Source organism: Micromonospora lupini str. Lupac 08 (assembly GCF_000297395.2).
GTDB classification, from domain to species: Bacteria; Actinomycetota; Actinomycetes; order Mycobacteriales; family Micromonosporaceae; genus Micromonospora; species Micromonospora lupini.
Genome location: NZ_HF570108.1, coordinates 1,995,599 through 2,011,646, shown reverse-complemented (window position 1 = coordinate 2,011,646; position 16,048 = coordinate 1,995,599). Strand labels below are relative to the sequence as shown.

Here is a 16,048-nt window from a genome sequence, read left to right as displayed (position 1 = left end):
AACAAGCGCGGAGAACGGCGCGTGCATCCTGAGAACCCGTGGGCACTCGGCGACAACGCCGGCGACGCAAGGGTCAGCAAAGGGTGGTAGTTATGGCGGGATCGGGACCTGTTCGTCGGCGCGAGGTGGCAGGCGAGGCACTGGTCCGGTCCATATTCGAGGAGCACGGACGCGCGATGCTCGCCTACGCGACACAGTTGACCCGGGACCGCGCGGCCGCGGAGGACGTCGTCCAGGAGGCGCTGGTGCGCGCGTGGCGGCATCCCGACAGCCTCGTCAACGGCAAGGGCTCGGTGCGCGGCTGGCTGCTGACTGTCGTCCGCAACATCGTGACCGACACCGTACGCGCCCGGAACGCGCGGCCACCCGAGGTGCCGGAGGGTCCGACGGAGACGGCTGTCGAACGTGACCACGCCGACCAGGTGGTGACCTCGATCGTGGTGACGGACGCGCTCAGTCGCCTGTCCCCGGACCACCGTCAGGTGCTTGAGCAGGTGTACCTGCGCGGGAGTACAGTCGCGGAAGCCGCCCAGGCACTCGGCATCCCACCGGGCACCGTGAAGTCACGCTCCTACTACGCACTCCGGGCACTCCGCGATCTCGCCGAGCGTCCCGCCGGGGTGGAACGGCCTGCCTCATGACATCCGACAGCTCATCGCCGCACGTCGACCAGCTCGACATCGGCGGCTACCTGCTGGGGGCACTCGACCCGGAGGCGACCCGCCGCGCCGAGGAGCATCTGGCGGGTTGTGCCCGGTGCCGGGCCGAGGTCGAGTCGCTGCGGACGTGGGCGGACGCGCTCGGGAACGTACCCGACGTGATGCTGCTCGACGGCCCGCCTGAGGACGGCGATCTCCTGTGGCAGCGCACCCTGCGACAGATCCGCGGCGAGGCCGGCGACCAGCGACGCCGCCGGCACGCACTGACCGGTGTCGCGGCGGCGGTCGTCGCCTCCGCCGTCCTCGGCGGTGTCGTCCTCGGCCCCGCGAACGACCCGGCGAAGGACGCCACCGCGCAGCCGGAGCCGGCGACCCCGAGCGTCGCGGCCGACCGTCCGGCCCGTTCCACAAGCGCCTCCGACCCGGTCACCGGCGCCCGTCTGGCCGTGGCCGTGCAGCCGGCCACCGGCTGGGTACGCGTCCGGGCCACGGTCTCCGGCATCCCGCAGGGCCAGCGCTGTCGCCTCCTGGTCGTGGCCAGAGACGGCAGCACGGTGCTGGCGGGCGGCTGGCTGGTGTCGGAGCGCGGGGCCGCCGAGGGGGTCACCCTCGACGGCAGTGCCCTGATCGACGTGGCCGAGATCGACAGTGTCCGGGTGGAGACCACCGACGGCATGGCGTACGTCAGCGCGAAGCTCTAGCGACGGCCACCCGCGACCCCGGCCCGGCCGGCGAGCGGCCAGCCGAACGCCGACGAACGCGGCACGGACAGCGTCTTCGTCGGGCCCGGCGGCCAGCGGACAGCAGTGCGCCGGCCCAGCCAGTGGCTGAGCCGGCGCGAGGCCTGTCGTCCCGGGTCAGCCCAGGCGGACCGAGACGACCGCGTTGTCGAAGCCGACCGTCTCCAGATCGGCGACGTCCCCGTTGATCACCTTCGAGCGGCCGGTGCAGTCCGGGCCGGCCCAGAGCTTGAGCGAGCCGGGGGCCGCCACGGAGGAGGAGACGCCCGGCCGGCTCAGGTTCCGGCAGCCGGTGCCGGCGACGCCCTGCGAGCCGGCGCCGTCGCCGAAGTTGGGGTCGTCGAAGAGGACCGCGCTCGTGGCCGGCGGCGCCGGCGAGGCGGCCGGCGCGGACCCCTCGCCACCGGACACGCCTGCCTTCCCGCCGGTCGGGGTCACGCCGAACCAGGTGGTGCCGACACCCTGACCGTTGGTGTCACCAGGCTTGGTGTCCTTGGCGAACCGGTAGACCGGCCAGCCGCCGATGGCGACCTGCCGGGTGCCGTCCGGGCGCGGGATCGTGCCGACGTCCGCCGCCTTGACCCCGGCGACGAAGACCTTGCCGGCGGGAGCGACGGTGACCGGCGGCCAGGTGGCGGCGCAGTCGCCGTCGCAGTTCGAGACCGGCGGCTTGTTGCTGTCCTTGTCGAAGCGGTACAGGGTCAGCCCGGCGCCGTTGACCACGACCGGGTCGAGCTTGCCCGCCTTGCCCGCCGTCACCTGGACCCAACGCTCTGCGGATTCGCGAGCGTCTCCGGTGGCGACCCCGCCGTTGGGCGTCGCCCAGTCGCCGGTGCCGGCCGCCGCGTTGTTGGACTTCGCGGTGCCGGGCAGGAGGGCGACGCCGGCCCCGCCCGTCGGGGACGCGGCCGGGCTGCCGCCCAGGTCGGCGGCCCGGGCCGGACCTGGCGGCACCTGGCTCGAGCCGCACGCCGTGAGGGTCGCCGCGCCGACGGCCAGCACGGCGATGAGGGGAGTCACGTGGTTGCGCATCATCGGGTTTCTCCAGCGATCACCCGGCTTCCAGGAGGTCCGGAAGCCGTTCGCCACTCACACGGAGCGGGTCCGCGATCGGTTCAGGCCCGGTGTCGCCGCCGTCGTCACACGTGGGCTCAGGTGGCCTGCAGAGCGACCTTCAGCCAGCCGGGGCTGCGCAGATCGAATTCGCGGTACGCCCCGATCGCGTCCGTGAGCGGCTCGTGCTCGGTCACGACGTCCTCCGGACGGACCTGACCGGACGCGACCATGTCCAGCAGCTTCGGGATGTACCTGGGGTGGTTGCCGTTGCCGGCGCGGACGGTCAGGTTGCGGGCCATGGTGGTGCCGATCGGGAAAAATCGGTCGGTGGGCGGATAGACCCCGACGATCCCGAGCGTGCCCACCTTCGCGAGGCTCTCGGCCGCCCAGGTCTGTGCCTGGCTCGGCGCGTCACCCGGCTTCCAGTGTCCATCCTGGCCCCGGCTGTCGAGATTCGGGGAGATCGTGCGCTGGTCCTCGGCGTTGCGCTCGTCGTCCCGACCGGCGGCGGGCCCCGACTTCGGGCTCTCACCGTCCACTCCGACGGCGTCGATGGCGCAGTCGGCCCCGATACCGTCCGTCAACTCCATGATCGCGACGACGGGGTCGACCTCGTTGAAGTTGATCACCTCTGCCCCGCGCCGACGGGCGTGTTCCAGCCGGTCGGCGTGCCCGTCGATCGCGATCACCCGGGACGCGCCGCGCTGGTACGCGGAGAGGACGGCGAACTGACCCACCGGGCCACAACCCCAGACGGTGACGATCTTGCCGTCGCTGGCGTCGGCGAGCACCGCCCCGAAGTAGCCGGTGGGATAGATGTCGGACAGGGTGATCGCCTGCGCCTCGGTGACGTTCTCCGGGAGGCGGACCAGGTTGGTGTGCGCGAAGGGGACCCGGGCGTACTCGGCCTGCAAGCCGTTGAACGGGCCCTGCGCCTCAGGTGAGCCGAACGAGGCGGTGCCGGAGCGCGGCCCGTACGGGTTGGCGTTGTCGCACTGCGCGAAGAGGCCCCGGCGGCAGTAGCCGCAGGATCCGCAGCCCAGCACCGCCGAGATCACCACCCGGTCGCCCGGCTTGAAGCTGTGGATCTGCGTGCCCACCTCCTCGACCACCCCGACGCCCTCATGGCCGAGCACCTTCCCCGGCTTCATCCCGGACATCGTGCCGCGTACGAAGTGCAGGTCGGTCCCGCAGATCGCGGCCGTGGTGATTCGCACGATCGCGTCCGTGGGCTGTTCGATGCGGGGCTCCGGCACGTCGTCGACGCGAATGTCGCCGATGCCGTGATAGACGACAGCCTTCATGGGCACTCCTCATCCGCACTGGTGTCGGGGCGCTGGGGGCCACGAACGGGAAATTCGGCTTCCCCGGACCCGGCACGGCAAACCCGCACCCAGTACTGCAACGGCAGTTGGTCAGGGGTAGCCGTGTCGTCGGTAGTGGCAGGTTCCGAGACGGCAACATCAACGTCGAGATGTAGGCGGTTCCCCTTGTCCCTGCGGGGAATCAACGCCGGCTTCGCCGGTCAGGTCTTCGGGACCGGGGCCTGAAACGTGCGTCGGTAGTGCTGCGGCGTGACTCTCAGCGCCGCGTGCATGTGTTGTCGCAGCAGAGTGGCGCTGCCGAAGCCTGCCTCGGTGGCGATCCGTTCCACCGGCAGGTCGGTGCTCTCCAGCAGGGTTCGGGCGCGGTCGATGCGCCGGGCGATCAGCCACTGCAACGGTGTCACGCCCATCTCGGCGACGAAGTGCCGGCTGAAGGTCCGCTTCGTCATGGTGGCGTGCCCGGCCAGATCGGCCAGGGAAAGTGGCTGGTCCAGCCGAGCCAGCGCCCACGCCCGGGTCGGGCCGGTTCCCGCCGACGACGCGGGCAGAGTCGGATGGGCGATGAACTGGGCCTGGCCGCCGTCTCGCCAAGGGGCCACGACGCAGCGGCGGGCGGCATCGTTGGCGATCGACGCGCCGTGGTCGGTGCGCACGATGTGCAGAAACAGGTCGATACCGGCCGCCGCTCCCGCCGAGGTCAGGACACGACCGGCGTCTACGAACAGCACATCCGGCCGTACCTCGACGGCGGGGAACAGCGCGGCGAACCGGTCGCTCAGCGCCCAATGGGTGGTCGCGGCGAGCCCGTCGAGAAGACCGGCTGCGGCGAGGTTGAACGCCGATGTGCAGGTGCTCACCACGCGGGTGGCCGGATCCAGGGTCTGCAGCAGTTCGGCGACCCGGGGGTCGAGCTCGCCGGCGGTGAGCATGGCGGTGGACGGCTCCTGGGTGGCGACCACGATCGTGTCGGCCTGGGCGAGCGCGTCGCGGTCGTGCCGTACCTGGATGGTGAATCCGGCGTTGGTGTGGACCTGCGTGCCGTCGAGGGAGCAGGTGACGATGTCGTAGAGCGGCCGGCCGGCCGCGTCGTGCGCCTCGCTGAGCACCCGGGCCGGGATGCCGAGATCGAAGGGGATGACGCCGTCGAGGGCGAGCACGGCAACGCGATGGGGCATGGCACGAATCTTACGCACGACGTCTTTAAGGACACTGTTGAAGCACGGCCGCGGTATGAAGACTGGGATCATGAGCGAGAACGACACCATGAACGCGGTCCGTCAACACACCTTCGGCGGTCCCGAGGTCCTGTCCGTCGAGCGCGTCGAGCGCCCCGTACCCCTGCCCACCGAGGTGTTGGTTCGGGTGCACGCCGCCGGGATCAACCCGGTCGACTGGAAGACCCGCGGTGGCACCGGCATGGCTGGGGTGCTCGGCGCGCCGCCGTTCGTTCTGGGCTGGGACGTCGCCGGTGTGGTCGAGGAGGTCGGCTTCGGCGTCACCACCCTGGCCCCGGGCGACCGGGTCTACGGGATGCCCTGGTTCCCGCGGGCCGGCGGCGGTTACGCCGAGTACGTCACTGCGCCGTCGCGGCAGTTCGCCCGGATGCCCGCCGGCCGCACGTTCGAGCAGGCGGCTGCGGTGCCCCTGGCCGGGCTGACCGCGTGGCAGGCGCTTGTGGACACCGCCGGCGTGCGGCCGGGGCAGCGGGTGTTGATCACTGCTGCTGCCGGTGGGGTGGGGCACCTCGCGGTGCAGTTCGCCAAGCACCTGGGCGCGTACGTGATCGCGGTGGCCGGCCCGCGCAACCAGCAGTGGCTCGCCGAACTGGGTGCCGACGAGGTCGTCGACTACACCACCGGCCGCTTCGAGAAGGAGGTCGGGGACGTCGACGTGGTGCTCGATCTGGTCGGTGACGCGTACGACGCCACCAGCACCCGGTCGGTCGAGACGCTGCGTCCGGGCGGGCTGTTGGTGGCCGTGCCGGCCGGGGTCTCGCCGGAGCTGGCCACGGCCGCGGCCGCCGCCGGAGTCCGCGTCACCGGCTTCCTGGTCGAGCCGGACGGTCCGGCGTTGGCGCGGATCGCCGCGCTGATCGAGCAGGGCACCGTCACCGTCGAGGTCGCCAAGGTCCTTGCGCTGGCCGAGGTCGCGACCGCCCACCGCGAAGGCGAGCAGGGTCACACCCGGGGAAAGATCGTGCTCCGCGTCGCGGACGACCGAGCCTGCTAGGGCGTGGGTCAAAGCCCCTGGCCGACCTGCGGCGGGCCCGGACAACGACCGGCCGCTTTGGATATTCGTCCGGATACAACACCGGTGTCCGGACGAGTATCCGCCTTGCCGGATCGCCGCCTGGACTCCGCCTCGGCTCGACCGAGGACTTTGACCCAGGCCCTGAACGAAGCGGACAGCTTCGGTCACGCCAACTTCGCGGCGAGGCGGGTGACCGAGGCGCGCATGCCGTCGGTGCCGCCGTCCTGCAACTCCCGCAGCACCGCTCCTGCCCGCTCGAACGCCCGCCGCGCGCCCGGCTGATCACCGGCGGTGATGAGAACGTCGGCCATCTGCCGTAGCGCGTCGAACTGCGAGGGGCGGTTCCCGACGCGTCGGGCCGCGTCCGCCGCCAACTCCAGTTGCTCGACCGCCTCGTCGACCCGCCCGGTCACGACCAGGTTGTCCGCGATGGAGGTCCGGATGTCGCTCTCCTCGTGGGCGCGGCCGATCCGCTGGTTGAGATCGAGGGCCTCCCGCAGCGCCTGGGCCGACTTCTCGACCTGGCCCAGGGCGGTGAGCGACTTTCCGCTGAACAACAGGCTGGACATCTCGCCCCGACGATTGTCGAGGAGGCGGAACAGGGACAGCGCCCGCAAGCTGTGGTCGAGGGCACGGTCATGCTGGTTCAGCGCGCTGAACACCTGATGACAGTTGTTGTGCACCAACGCCTGTTCCAGTCGTAGGTCCCGGTCCTGGTAGATCCGCGCGGCCTCGCCGAGCAGGCCGAGCGCCTCGTCGTGGGCGCCGAAGTAGTGCCGCGCGCCGGCCAGGCTGCGCAGGACGTGCGCCTCCCCGACGGCGTCGTGGCGCTCGCGTGCCGCGCGCAGCGCGACCCGCATGACGTCCTCCCAGTCCTGGAAGCGTCCGGCCCACTGGAGATACTGCTGCATCGCGATGGCGAGCTGCCACGGCACGATGCCGTACCCGACGTCGGCGGCGAGACGCACCGCCTCCTTGAGCACCTCCCGCTGGCTGCCGAACCACGCGATGGCCTCGTCGTACGTGCCCGGCCGCTCCGCGACCACACCGGGCAGCGGCGCCGGTGGCTCGATCGGCGGCCGGTTCGGGTCCAGGGCCACCTGTGCCTGGAAACTGCTGTGCAGGTAGTGCTGCAGCAGGCGGCTGATCGCCGCCTGCCGTTCGGCCGCCGGTTCCTGCGCCTGGAACAGCTCGTGGGCGTACGCCTTGACGAGCACGTGCGACGTGAGCCGGCCATCGTGGTGCTCGGTCACCAGGGCCGCCTCGATCAGCTCGGCAAGCTCCGCACGCGTGCTGTCGGGGTCGCGGTCGACGAGACTCACGCAGGCCTCGGCCGTGACACCCGACGGCGGGGCCACCGACAGAAGCCGGAACAGCCGGGCCGCGCCGGGACTGAGCTGCCGGTAGGACCACGAGAAGGCGGTACGCGGATCGGTGAGGCCCCGGCCACCCGGGAACGCCTCGAGCCGGCGGGCGCCGTCGCGCAGTTCGGCGGCGATGGTGGCGAGCGACAACCGCGGACGGGCGGCGATCCGGGCGGCCAGGATGGCCAGCGCCAGCGGGAGCCGGCCGCACAGCTCGATGATCTCGTCGGCGACCGCGGCGGCACACGCCACGCCTCCGGTCGACCGGTTGGACAGGCCGGTGAGTCGACGGGCGAGCAGCCGACGGGCCGCCGGAAGGTCGGGCAGGTCGACCCGGAGGAGGTGGGCGCCGTCGAACGCGGCGAGACCGACGAGCGCCCGCCGGCCGGTGACGAGCACGAGACTCTGCGCCGAATTCGGCAGCAGCGGGCGTACCTGGGCGGCGTCGCGGGCGTTGTCCAGCAGGAACAGGATGTGCTTGCCGGCCGTCATGCTGCGGTACAACCCGATTCGCGCGTCGAACGTGTCGGGGACGTCGGCGGCGGGCACGCCCACCATGTGCAGGAGCGAACGCACGGCCTCGTCGGCCGACACACTCTCGCCCTCGCCGAGGTGACCCTGCAGATCGAGGTAGAGCTGCCCGTCGGCGAACTCGTCGGCCACCCGGTGCGCGAAGTGCGTGGCGAGCGTCGACTTGCCCACTCCACCCATGCCGTCCATCGCCACCACCAGCGGGCTGGTCCGACCCGGGGCCCGCATTCCCGCGGCGAGGTCGCGCAGGATGAGCAGCTCCGATTCGCGACCCACGAACAGGGGTGGGTCCGGCGGGAGCTGCGCCGGGCGTACCAGCGGCGCCGGCCGGGACACCGCGAGGGCCGCGTCCTCGACGGGTGGCAGGACCGCCTGGGTGAGGGCCCGCCGCTGGGCGTCCTGAAGTTGGTAGCCGGGATCGATGCCCAGCTCCTCGTTCAGTCGCGCCCGGATCGCGCCGTAGACCGCCAACGCCTCGGCCTGCTGGCCGGCCGCGGCGAGGGTCGTCACGAGGCTCGCGTGGACCGGTTCGTTGAGCCGGCTCATCTCCGCCGCCAGCCGCAGGGGGGCGAGCACCCGCGCGGGCTGGCGCAGACGTGTGGCCACCGCGGCGGCCGCGATGGTGGCGTCGAAGAACTCGCCGTCGATGCCCGCGAGGAGGGCCGCCGCCACGGCGCTGTCGACCAGACCGTCGGCGGACCGACCGTGGCACCGCCCCAGGGCGGCGAGATAGTGCTCGAGCGCGTCGACCGGACGGTCCTGTCGCAGGCTGACCTTCGCCGCCGCGACGTCGCGGCGGAACGCGACGAGGTCGAGTGTCTCCGGCCCGGCCGCGAGGAGATATCCGTCGCCGTGCCGGAGCAGGTAGGACCCGGCGGCACGCGCGGGCAGATCGGGTTCGAGCAGGCGGCGCAGCGCGGCGACGTATTTGTGGATGACGTTCACCGCGCTGGCCGGCGTCTCCGGGCCCCAGAGCAGGTCCAGCAGGTCGTCGGTGCTGGTGGGCCGTCCCTCCCGAGCCAGGAGAACCGCCAACAGACGACGTTGCTGACGCGGACCCGCGACAACCTCGTTCCCGCCGCGCCAGACCCGCAGCGGGCCCATGATCTGCAGGCGCGGTCCACCGTCGGACGACGGCTCCTCCGCCCGAGCGGAGCGGACGTCGCTCCTCCCGACGATCATGCCGCTGCTCCGCGGAGAGCCCTCTGGTGAAGGCTCAGTTGACAGTGACTGAATCGACCGTCGGGTGGTGCTGCGGGATAGAGCGGGGAATGCCGGGACCGACAAAACCGACGCCGGGGCTGAAGACGGCACGTTTCCACCGGCTCCGCGGCGCCATGGTCCTGCCCTGTCTCGATACGCATGCAAGGGAGACGCCTCCCGCGGGACGAAAGTTCGATCCGTCGAAGAAAGTTTCCGCCGGGGTCGAGCTAGCGTTCCGGGATGCTCCTCTCGACCTCGGGATCCGTGTCGGCCGGCGACACCGCGCAGTTGGTCCGGTGCGCCCAGCAGGGCGATCCGCGCAGCTTCGCGCTGCTCTTCGACTGGCACTACGCCGGCATGCTCGCCGTGGCACACCGCATCCTGGGCGGTGGGCCCGACGCCGAGGACGCCTGCCAGGACGCGGCGATCGCGGCGTTCAGCCGGATCGGTGAGCTGCGCGACCCCAGCGCGGTACGGCCGTGGCTGCATGCCATCGTGCGCAACAACTGCCGGACGTTGCTGCGCGCACGCGTGCCCGTCCCGGTCGGAGTGGCCGGCGAGAACCTGCTCGCCTCCGGGCTCGACGACCCGGTCGCCCGCATCGAGCAGAGCGCCGTGCGGGACTGGGTCTGGCACGGGCTGCAGCAGTTGTCGCCGGCCGCGCAGACGGTGGCGCTGCTGCGCTACTTCACCGAGAACAACTCGTACGAGCAGATCGCGGAGTTGTGCGGAACCCCGGTCGGCACCGTCCGCAGTCGCCTGAGCGAGGCCCGTCGGCAGTTGGCCGAGATCCTCCCCCGCGTACGCGACGAGCGCCACGACGGAACCGGGCCTCTGCGTGCCGAGCGGCGCGCGGAGGCGGCGACGATCCTGTCGGCGGTGGCCGATGGGGCGGCACCGGCCAGGGTGGCCGCGCGCTGGGCCGAGGACATGGTCTTCTGGTGGCCGGACGGCACCCGGACGATCGGTCGGGAACCACTCTTCGCGGTCATTCGGCAGGACAACGACGCGGGCGTCAGTCACCGGATCACCGGAGTGCTTGCCGGCGCCGGCATCACGATCTGGGAGAACGCCTTCCTCAACCCGCCGGAGGATCCGTTCCACTGCCCACCCGGCGCGACCTGGCTGCTCCGGGAGAAGGATGGCCTGGTGCGCGAGGTGCGCCTCCTGCACACGCCGCGGCCGCCCCGGCCGGAAAATTCTTTCGCGGCGAGTCGAACTTCGGGCTGCCCAGCGCTGTCCTGAGGGTATGAACACGTACTCCATCCACGACCTGGAGCCGCAGCTCGCCGCCAACCGCCGGTACTGGTGCGGCTGGGCGGGCACCGATCCCGACACCGACCTGCCGACCTATCGCACCGACGTTCCCCACCCGCTGCTCAACGCGGTCCTCCGCGTCCGTGATCGGCCGCTGGACGAGGCGATCACGGAGGCGAGGAAGCACCTGACCGGCTCGCACTGGGGCTGGTGGGTGGGCGCGGACAGCGACGAGGGCACCGCCGAGGGCCTGCTCGAGCGCGGCGCGGAGCAGATCGCCGACATGCCGATCATGGCGGTGGACGTGACCACCGTGGCGGACGTCGCGGCGCCCACCGATCTGGAGATCGGGCTCGCCGTCGAGCCGTCCGAGCTGCGGGAGTACGTCGAGGCGTACGCCGGGCCGCTGGGCATCCCCGGGGATCGAGGGCTCGTCGTCGACCGGGAGCTGAATTTCGCCTACCTGGACGTGGTCCGCCTCGCGGGCAGGATCGACGGCCGCATCGTCGGCACGTGCACCCTGTCGCTCGGCACCGACATCGGCGCCGTGTACTGCATCGCCACCGACCCCGACTTCCGTCGGCGCGGCATCGCGACGGCGCTCACCCGCGAGGCGCTGCGCCTCACCCGTGAGTCCGGACGGCGGATCGTCACGCTCCAGGCGAGCAGTGCGGGCGGGCCGGTGTACCGGCAGATCGGCTTCGAGACCGTCTCCCGCTACCGCCTCTACCAACTCCCGGAGTGAGTCTTCCCGGCGCTGCCGCTCGGGACCACCAGGACCGGGTGGCAGCGCCACCAACCGGCAAGTACTTGCCGCTGCGGAAAGTGAATGCTAACTTTCCATAGGAGCAAGTACTTTCCAAACCCTCCAGGAGTCGCCTGATGAGCACCACCCCAACGCCCGAAGAGGCGCGCGAGGCCCTGCAGGACGTCGACCGACGCCGGGGCCAGACGGCAGCGGCGGCCGGCCGGTCACGATGGACGTGGCTCGCCGCCGGCGTCTTCGTCGCGGCCTACGGAGTCCTCGCCGACAGGTATCCAGATTTCCTGCGCACGTACGGCATCACCATCGTCGTGTTCCTGCTGCTCCTCTCCATGGCCGGCAACACCCGGTGGGGAGCGACAGTGCTGCGCCGGCCGGTGCGTCCCCTCCTCTCCCCCGCCCCGACGGCCCTGATGCTGTCGGCGCTGGTACTGGCCCTGCTGATCGGCGGCACGGCGCTCGCCACCGCCCTGGACGTCCCACACGTCTGGCTGTGGAGCGGCCTGTTCATCGGTGTCCTGCTGGCCGCCGCGGGTCCCTGGTGGCAGCGTCGCGTGCTCACCCGCGTGGCCTGACCGGTGGCCGACCCGAAGCTGGACCCGGCCCTGCTCGATCCCACCCGGCTGGCCATACTGGCGCTGCTGGCGGGGACCGAGTGGGCCGAGTTCGCGTTCGTCCGCGACGCCGTGGAGCTCAGCGACTCCGCCCTGTCCAAGCGGATCTCGATGTTGAGCGACCGCGGGTACGTCGAGGTACGCAAGGGCTACGTGGGCAAGCGCCCGCGCACCTGGATCAACCTCTCCACCGCTGGTCGGGCGGCCCTGAGCGGCCATATTGCCGCCCTGCGCGACATCGCCGACCGCGTGGACGGCGCCGACTGAAGGCCCGTGCGCCGGCGGACGGTCAGCGGGTGTCGTTGTCGCGGCGCTGGGCCATGTGGACCTGTTCGAGGTCGAGGCCGTCCTGGACGCGGCGGAGCACCTCGTCGTCGATCTCACCCTCGTCGCGCAACCGGACGACCGTGTCGTGGCGGTGGTCGATGACCGCCAGGTGGAGATCGGCGTACTGCTGCTCGTAGTCGGCCGCGGCCTCGTCCGGACCGGAGGTGGCGTCACCGTCGCGCAGCACGCGGAGGCGACGGTCGTACTCCGTGCGCAACTGCTCGTGCACGGCACCGCTCGTACCCAACCGGGCGGCCATCGTCGGCAGGGACGCCAGCGCCCGGTCCATCGACTGGATCTCCGCCTGCCGGCGTTCCCGCTCGGCCTCCCCGTCCGCGCCCAGGCCGGCCCACCGCGTCACCCGGGGCATCAGCGGCGCCTGGAGCAGCAGGGTCACGGCGATCACGATGGCCGTGACGAAGACGATGAGGTCCCGGCCGGGGAACTCCGCCCCGGAGGGCAGGGTGTGGGGCACGGCGAGCGCCGCCGCCATCGACACCGCGCCCCGGAAACCGGCAGCCGACATGAGCGCCCTCGGCCGCCCGCTCAGCCGCCGTTCGCGCTGCTGCGGCCGGCGGTCGATCGCCCGGATCAGGTACGGGCTGGTGAACAGCCAGCCGAAGCGCACCGCGACGATGACCCCGCAGACCACGACCGCCACCAGCGTCCCGTGTGCCAACCCGGTGGTGTCCAACCCCCGTACGGCCGACTGCGCCTCCAACCCCACCAGGACGAACAGCGCGGCGTTCGCCAGCATGGTCAGGAAGTCCATGACGGTCTGGACGTACCGGCGGGCGTTGCCGGGGAACAGTCGCGGCGAGACGCGACCCACCCACAGTCCGCTGACCACTGCCGCGAGGACGCCGGACACCTCGGCCGCCTCGGCGATCAGATAGGCGGTCAGGGGCGTCAGCAGCGCGAGGAGGTTGTGCTGGAACGGGTCGGTCAGCCGACGACGGAGTTGCAGGACGAGGAACGTGACAGCCGCGCCGCACGCGATGCCACCGAGGTACGAGAGCGCGAACAGCCCGGCGACCCGACCCGCGCTCAGGTGTTCCTCACCCAGGGTGATCCCGACCGCCAGCGTGTAGATCACCAGCGCCGTTCCGTCGTTGACCAGGCTCTCCGCGCGCAGGGTGGTCGCGATGCGCCGGGGCAGCATCCGACCCAGCACGCCCACCGCTGTCGCGTCGGTGGGAGCGACGGCGGCGCCCAGCACCCACGCCGGCCCCCAGGCCAGCCCGAGCGCGTGCGCGGCCGCCGCAACACCGGCCGCCGTCGCGACCACGAGGACGGTGCTCAGCAGCACGATGACCCGCAGGTTCCGCCGGATCTCGCGCAACGAGGAGGAGAACGCCTCCCAGTAGAGCAACACCGGAAGGAACACCAGGAGGACGGCCTCGGGCGGCAGGTGCACCACGCGCAGCGCGGGCACGAACCCGACGAGGACGCCGGCGATCAGCAGCAGTACCGGTGGGGCGATCCGGAGCCGACGGGCGGTACCCGTACCGACCAGGATGGCGACACCAACCACTACGACGAGTGCGAGGCCGGACATACCCCTGTCCTTCGGTGCGGGTGGCGCGGATCCGACAAGGATCACCCGACGAAGTGGACAGCCAGTTGACGGTTCCTGTACCCCGTTACGACGGCGGCGGGATCGACGGCCTGGCCTTCTGCGGATAGACGGTCTCGTGACGGGCCAGCATGGCGACGAACTCGCCGATTTTCCGCTCGCGGGTCTCCGCCCGTTTGACGGCGTTGAGGCGGTGGATCAGCGCGAACCGGTTGGTCTTGGTGAGCACGTCGAACATGGCCTGGGCTGCCGGCTCGGCCGCGATGGCGGCGAGCAGGTCGGCCGGCACCTCGGCTTCCGACGACGGGGCGTACGCGGCCGCCCACCGGCCGTCGGCCTTCGCGGCCTCCACCGCGGCGCGGCCCGGCGGCAGCATCCGCCCCTGGGCCTCCAGCCGGGCCACGTGGGCGACGTTGCGTTGCGACCAGATACTGCGGGGCCGGCGAGGGGTGAACCGGATCCAGGAGGTCTGCTCGTCCCGCTTGCGGGCCTGCCCGTCGATCCAGCCGAAACACAGCCCCTCGTCGACCGCGTGCTGCCAGGTCAGCGTGGTGACGGTGCCGCCCTTCTTGGTCAGAGCGAGCCAGACGCCGGGCGACGTGGCGTGGTTCTCCGACAGCCACGCGCGCAGCGCGTCGGCGTCCGCCACGATCAACTCTTCCAGCTCGGCGCTCGCCATGGCAGCAGGCTATCGCTGGGCCCTGACGAAAACCTCGGCCGGTGGGACGTCCCGATCCGCCGGCCGGCCGGCACCCGGACCGAGGAAGGTCGGAGGCGGTCAGGGGTGTGACACGTCGACCGTGCCACACCCCTGACCAGAGCTACCGGAGCGCCCGTTCAGCGGAGGGTCAGCAGCCGATCCGGCTGGCCCCGACCGCGACGTCGTCGTACCAGAGGGTGTCGGCCCCGTTGCCGTAGCTCTCCCAGCCCAGCTTGAGGTCGGTGAGCTGCGGCCGCCAGGTGCGGTTGTACCACTGACCGTCGATGTCGTGCGTCGGTACGCCGTCCGCGGTCAGCCCGGTGATGGCGCTGCCGTCGAGCCAGGTACGGAGCTGACCGCTCGAACCGTCCACCATGAACTCCAGGCAGGTCCACCTGTTGGTGGGAAGCGGCACACTCTGTGCCACCCCGGCCGGGCTCTGCTCGGGCAGGGTCGCGTCGTCGGAGGCGCGGTTCCACTGCAGGGCGCCGTTCTGGCCGCCCATCCGCAGGTCCTTGTTGCCGTCGGCGGCGTCGGTCATCGCCATCATCGTGGTGTGGTCGGTGGGCTGGGCGGTGGTGTGCCGTACCCAGATCCGGCCGTACCGCACACTGCCCACGCTGCCGAGGTTCCTGGTGGACCTGATGAAGACGTGGTTGCAGTACCCGGCGGCGCCGTTGATCCGGACCGACCGGCTGCCGCTGTGCGTGGTGGCCGTGTCGATGGTGGCCGTGCCGGCGCCGGAACAGTCCGGGTTCACCACTGTCCAGTCCCCCGACGGCGTCGAGCCGGTCTGGTTCTCGAAGCCGTCGCAGAGCACCGCGCCGGCGCACCCGACCGGCGGCGGGGTGGTGGGCGGCGGGGTGGTGGGCGGCGGTGTCGTGGGCGGCGGTGTCGTGGGCGGCGGTGTCGTGGGCGGCGGTGTCGTGGGCGGCGGTGTCGTGGGCGGAGGCGTGGTCGGCGGAGGCGTGGTCGGCGGAGGCGTCGTGGGCGGGGGCGTCGTCGGCACCGTCGTGGTGGGCACGCCCGTCGGGGTCGGCCCGACGCCGTTGCACGGCACGCCGTTCAGGGTGAACCCGGTCGGCGTGCCGCCACTGGCGCCGTACGTGCCCTGCACGCCGAACTCGGTGGAGCCGCCGGCCGGGATGCTGCCGTTGTACGACATGCTGCGGGCCGTCACCGCCGACCCGGACTGGCTGACCGTGGCGTTCCAGCCGCTCGTGACGCGCTCGTCCCCGGCGTACGTCCAGGTGACGGTCCAACTGGAGACGGCGCTGTCGCCGGGGGTGACCTTGACGGCGGCGGTGAAGCCGCCGGGCCACTGGTTGGGCGTGTAGTCGACCCGGCAGCCCTGGGCGGCCGCGGCGGGGACGACGAGCACTGCCGTTCCGGTCGCGGTCACGGCGGCGGCCAGCGCGGCGACGACCGCCAGGGTCGGGGCGGGGCGGGCACGGAGAATCGTCATGAAAAGTCCTTCTGCCATCGAGCTGGGGAACCGGCGCGGCGGCGCGCGTCCGGGACGGACGCGGCGCGACACAGCACCGGGTGCGGCGCGGCGATGCGCCACAGCGACTGGTCGATGCGTACGACCGACGTGCCCGGCTCGGGGTGGACCTGTCAGTCGCCGACGGCCCGGTTGCCCGGACCTCGGCGGCGCCCGCTCTCAATCTATTGACAGATCCC

14 protein-coding genes are annotated in these 16,048 nt (G+C 71.9%); 7 read left to right on the top strand and 7 right to left on the bottom strand.

Features of this window, described 5'->3' with window-relative positions; translation table 11 throughout:
• Positions 1-92: 92 nt before the first annotated feature.
• Together MILUP08_RS10560 and MILUP08_RS10555 are read left to right on the top strand one after the other, a co-directional pair.
• Positions 93-641, top strand: coding sequence for a sigma-70 family RNA polymerase sigma factor (locus MILUP08_RS10560; RefSeq protein WP_039905774.1), 549 nt, complete (start codon positions 93-95; stop codon positions 639-641).
• Positions 638-1,360 (top strand): zf-HC2 domain-containing protein, encoded by a 723-nt coding sequence (locus MILUP08_RS10555; protein ID WP_007457392.1) that lies wholly within the window; start codon positions 638-640, stop codon positions 1,358-1,360. Before MILUP08_RS10560 ends, MILUP08_RS10555 begins: the two co-directional genes overlap by 4 nt.
• Before the next feature lie 156 nt (positions 1,361-1,516).
• On the opposite strand, the gene MILUP08_RS10550 is transcribed toward MILUP08_RS10555, so the two are convergent.
• The 3 genes from MILUP08_RS10550 to MILUP08_RS10540 form a co-directional block, all read right to left on the bottom strand.
• Complete coding sequence (locus MILUP08_RS10550) at positions 1,517-2,434, bottom strand: hypothetical protein (protein WP_007457390.1); 918 nt, start codon at positions 2,432-2,434, stop codon at positions 1,517-1,519.
• Positions 2,435-2,550: 116 nt separating this feature from the next.
• Positions 2,551-3,759 (bottom strand): alcohol dehydrogenase catalytic domain-containing protein, encoded by a 1,209-nt coding sequence (locus tag MILUP08_RS10545; protein WP_007457389.1) that lies wholly within the window; start codon positions 3,757-3,759, stop codon positions 2,551-2,553.
• A 221-nt stretch (positions 3,760-3,980) separates the two neighbouring features.
• Positions 3,981-5,045 (bottom strand): GlxA family transcriptional regulator, encoded by a 1,065-nt coding sequence (locus MILUP08_RS10540; protein ID WP_337588106.1) that lies wholly within the window; start codon positions 5,043-5,045, stop codon positions 3,981-3,983.
• Between MILUP08_RS10540 and MILUP08_RS10535 the strand changes: the two genes are divergently transcribed.
• Positions 5,026-6,009: an NADP-dependent oxidoreductase gene (locus MILUP08_RS10535; protein ID WP_007457386.1), complete on the top strand. Its 984-nt coding sequence runs from the start codon at positions 5,026-5,028 to the stop codon at positions 6,007-6,009. The two genes, MILUP08_RS10540 and MILUP08_RS10535, sit on opposite strands and share 20 nt — an antisense overlap.
• A 185-nt stretch (positions 6,010-6,194) precedes the next feature.
• On the opposite strand, the gene MILUP08_RS10530 is transcribed toward MILUP08_RS10535, so the two are convergent.
• Positions 6,195-9,107: an AfsR/SARP family transcriptional regulator gene (locus MILUP08_RS10530; RefSeq protein WP_007457384.1), complete on the bottom strand. Its 2,913-nt coding sequence runs from the start codon at positions 9,105-9,107 to the stop codon at positions 6,195-6,197.
• A gap of 261 nt (positions 9,108-9,368) precedes the next feature.
• Here MILUP08_RS10530 and MILUP08_RS10525 point away from each other — a divergent pair, with 261 nt between their 5' ends.
• From MILUP08_RS10525 to MILUP08_RS10510, 4 genes are all read left to right on the top strand, one after another.
• Positions 9,369-10,373: an RNA polymerase sigma factor gene (locus tag MILUP08_RS10525; protein ID WP_007457380.1), complete on the top strand. Its 1,005-nt coding sequence runs from the start codon at positions 9,369-9,371 to the stop codon at positions 10,371-10,373.
• Between the two features lie 4 nt (positions 10,374-10,377).
• Positions 10,378-11,130: a GNAT family N-acetyltransferase gene (locus MILUP08_RS10520; RefSeq protein WP_007457377.1), complete on the top strand. Its 753-nt coding sequence runs from the start codon at positions 10,378-10,380 to the stop codon at positions 11,128-11,130.
• A 137-nt stretch (positions 11,131-11,267) separates the two neighbouring features.
• Positions 11,268-11,723, top strand: a complete 456-nt coding sequence (locus MILUP08_RS10515) for a hypothetical protein (RefSeq protein WP_007457375.1) — start codon at positions 11,268-11,270, stop codon at positions 11,721-11,723.
• A 3-nt stretch (positions 11,724-11,726) separates the two neighbouring features.
• Entirely contained in the window at positions 11,727-12,029 is a 303-nt protein-coding gene (locus MILUP08_RS10510) for a winged helix-turn-helix domain-containing protein (RefSeq protein ID WP_007457373.1), read from the top strand.
• Positions 12,030-12,051: 22 nt separating this feature from the next.
• On the opposite strand, the gene MILUP08_RS10505 is transcribed toward MILUP08_RS10510, so the two are convergent.
• The 3 genes from MILUP08_RS10505 to MILUP08_RS10495 all read right to left on the bottom strand — a co-directional run bounded on the left by MILUP08_RS10505 (position 12,052) and on the right by MILUP08_RS10495 (position 15,830).
• On the bottom strand, positions 12,052-13,647 hold the full coding sequence (locus MILUP08_RS10505; RefSeq protein ID WP_007457371.1) for a Na+/H+ antiporter: 1,596 nt from the start codon (positions 13,645-13,647) through the stop codon (positions 12,052-12,054).
• An 85-nt stretch (positions 13,648-13,732) separates the two neighbouring features.
• Positions 13,733-14,344 (bottom strand): YdeI/OmpD-associated family protein, encoded by a 612-nt coding sequence (locus MILUP08_RS10500; RefSeq protein ID WP_007457369.1) that lies wholly within the window; start codon positions 14,342-14,344, stop codon positions 13,733-13,735.
• A 169-nt stretch (positions 14,345-14,513) separates the two neighbouring features.
• Positions 14,514-15,830 carry a cellulose-binding domain-containing protein gene (locus tag MILUP08_RS10495; protein ID WP_007457367.1) on the bottom strand — a complete coding sequence of 439 codons (1,317 nt, stop codon included), beginning with the start codon at positions 15,828-15,830 and terminating at the stop codon, positions 14,514-14,516.
• Positions 15,831-16,048: the final 218 nt, after the last annotated feature.

Excerpts from the sequence above, each read along its gene's own strand:
- MILUP08_RS10560 (WP_039905774.1), top strand. The coding sequence starts at position 93 with ATGGCGGGATCGGGACCTGTTCGTCGGCGCGAGGTGGCAGGCGAGGCA.
- MILUP08_RS10555 (WP_007457392.1), top strand. The coding sequence starts at position 638 with ATGACATCCGACAGCTCATCGCCGCACGTCGACCAGCTCGACATCGGC.
- MILUP08_RS10550 (WP_007457390.1), bottom strand. The coding sequence starts at position 2,434 with ATGATGCGCAACCACGTGACTCCCCTCATCGCCGTGCTGGCCGTCGGC.
- MILUP08_RS10545 (WP_007457389.1), bottom strand. The coding sequence starts at position 3,759 with ATGAAGGCTGTCGTCTATCACGGCATCGGCGACATTCGCGTCGACGAC.
- MILUP08_RS10535 (WP_007457386.1), top strand. The coding sequence starts at position 5,026 with ATGAGCGAGAACGACACCATGAACGCGGTCCGTCAACACACCTTCGGC.
- MILUP08_RS10540 (WP_337588106.1), bottom strand. The coding sequence starts at position 5,045 with ATGGTGTCGTTCTCGCTCATGATCCCAGTCTTCATACCGCGGCCGTGC.
- MILUP08_RS10530 (WP_007457384.1), bottom strand. The coding sequence starts at position 9,107 with ATGATCGTCGGGAGGAGCGACGTCCGCTCCGCTCGGGCGGAGGAGCCG.
- MILUP08_RS10525 (WP_007457380.1), top strand. The coding sequence starts at position 9,369 with ATGCTCCTCTCGACCTCGGGATCCGTGTCGGCCGGCGACACCGCGCAG.
- MILUP08_RS10520 (WP_007457377.1), top strand. The coding sequence starts at position 10,378 with ATGAACACGTACTCCATCCACGACCTGGAGCCGCAGCTCGCCGCCAAC.
- MILUP08_RS10515 (WP_007457375.1), top strand. The coding sequence starts at position 11,268 with ATGAGCACCACCCCAACGCCCGAAGAGGCGCGCGAGGCCCTGCAGGAC.
- MILUP08_RS10505 (WP_007457371.1), bottom strand. The coding sequence starts at position 13,647 with ATGTCCGGCCTCGCACTCGTCGTAGTGGTTGGTGTCGCCATCCTGGTC.
- MILUP08_RS10500 (WP_007457369.1), bottom strand. The coding sequence starts at position 14,344 with ATGGCGAGCGCCGAGCTGGAAGAGTTGATCGTGGCGGACGCCGACGCG.
- MILUP08_RS10495 (WP_007457367.1), bottom strand. The coding sequence starts at position 15,830 with ATGACGATTCTCCGTGCCCGCCCCGCCCCGACCCTGGCGGTCGTCGCC.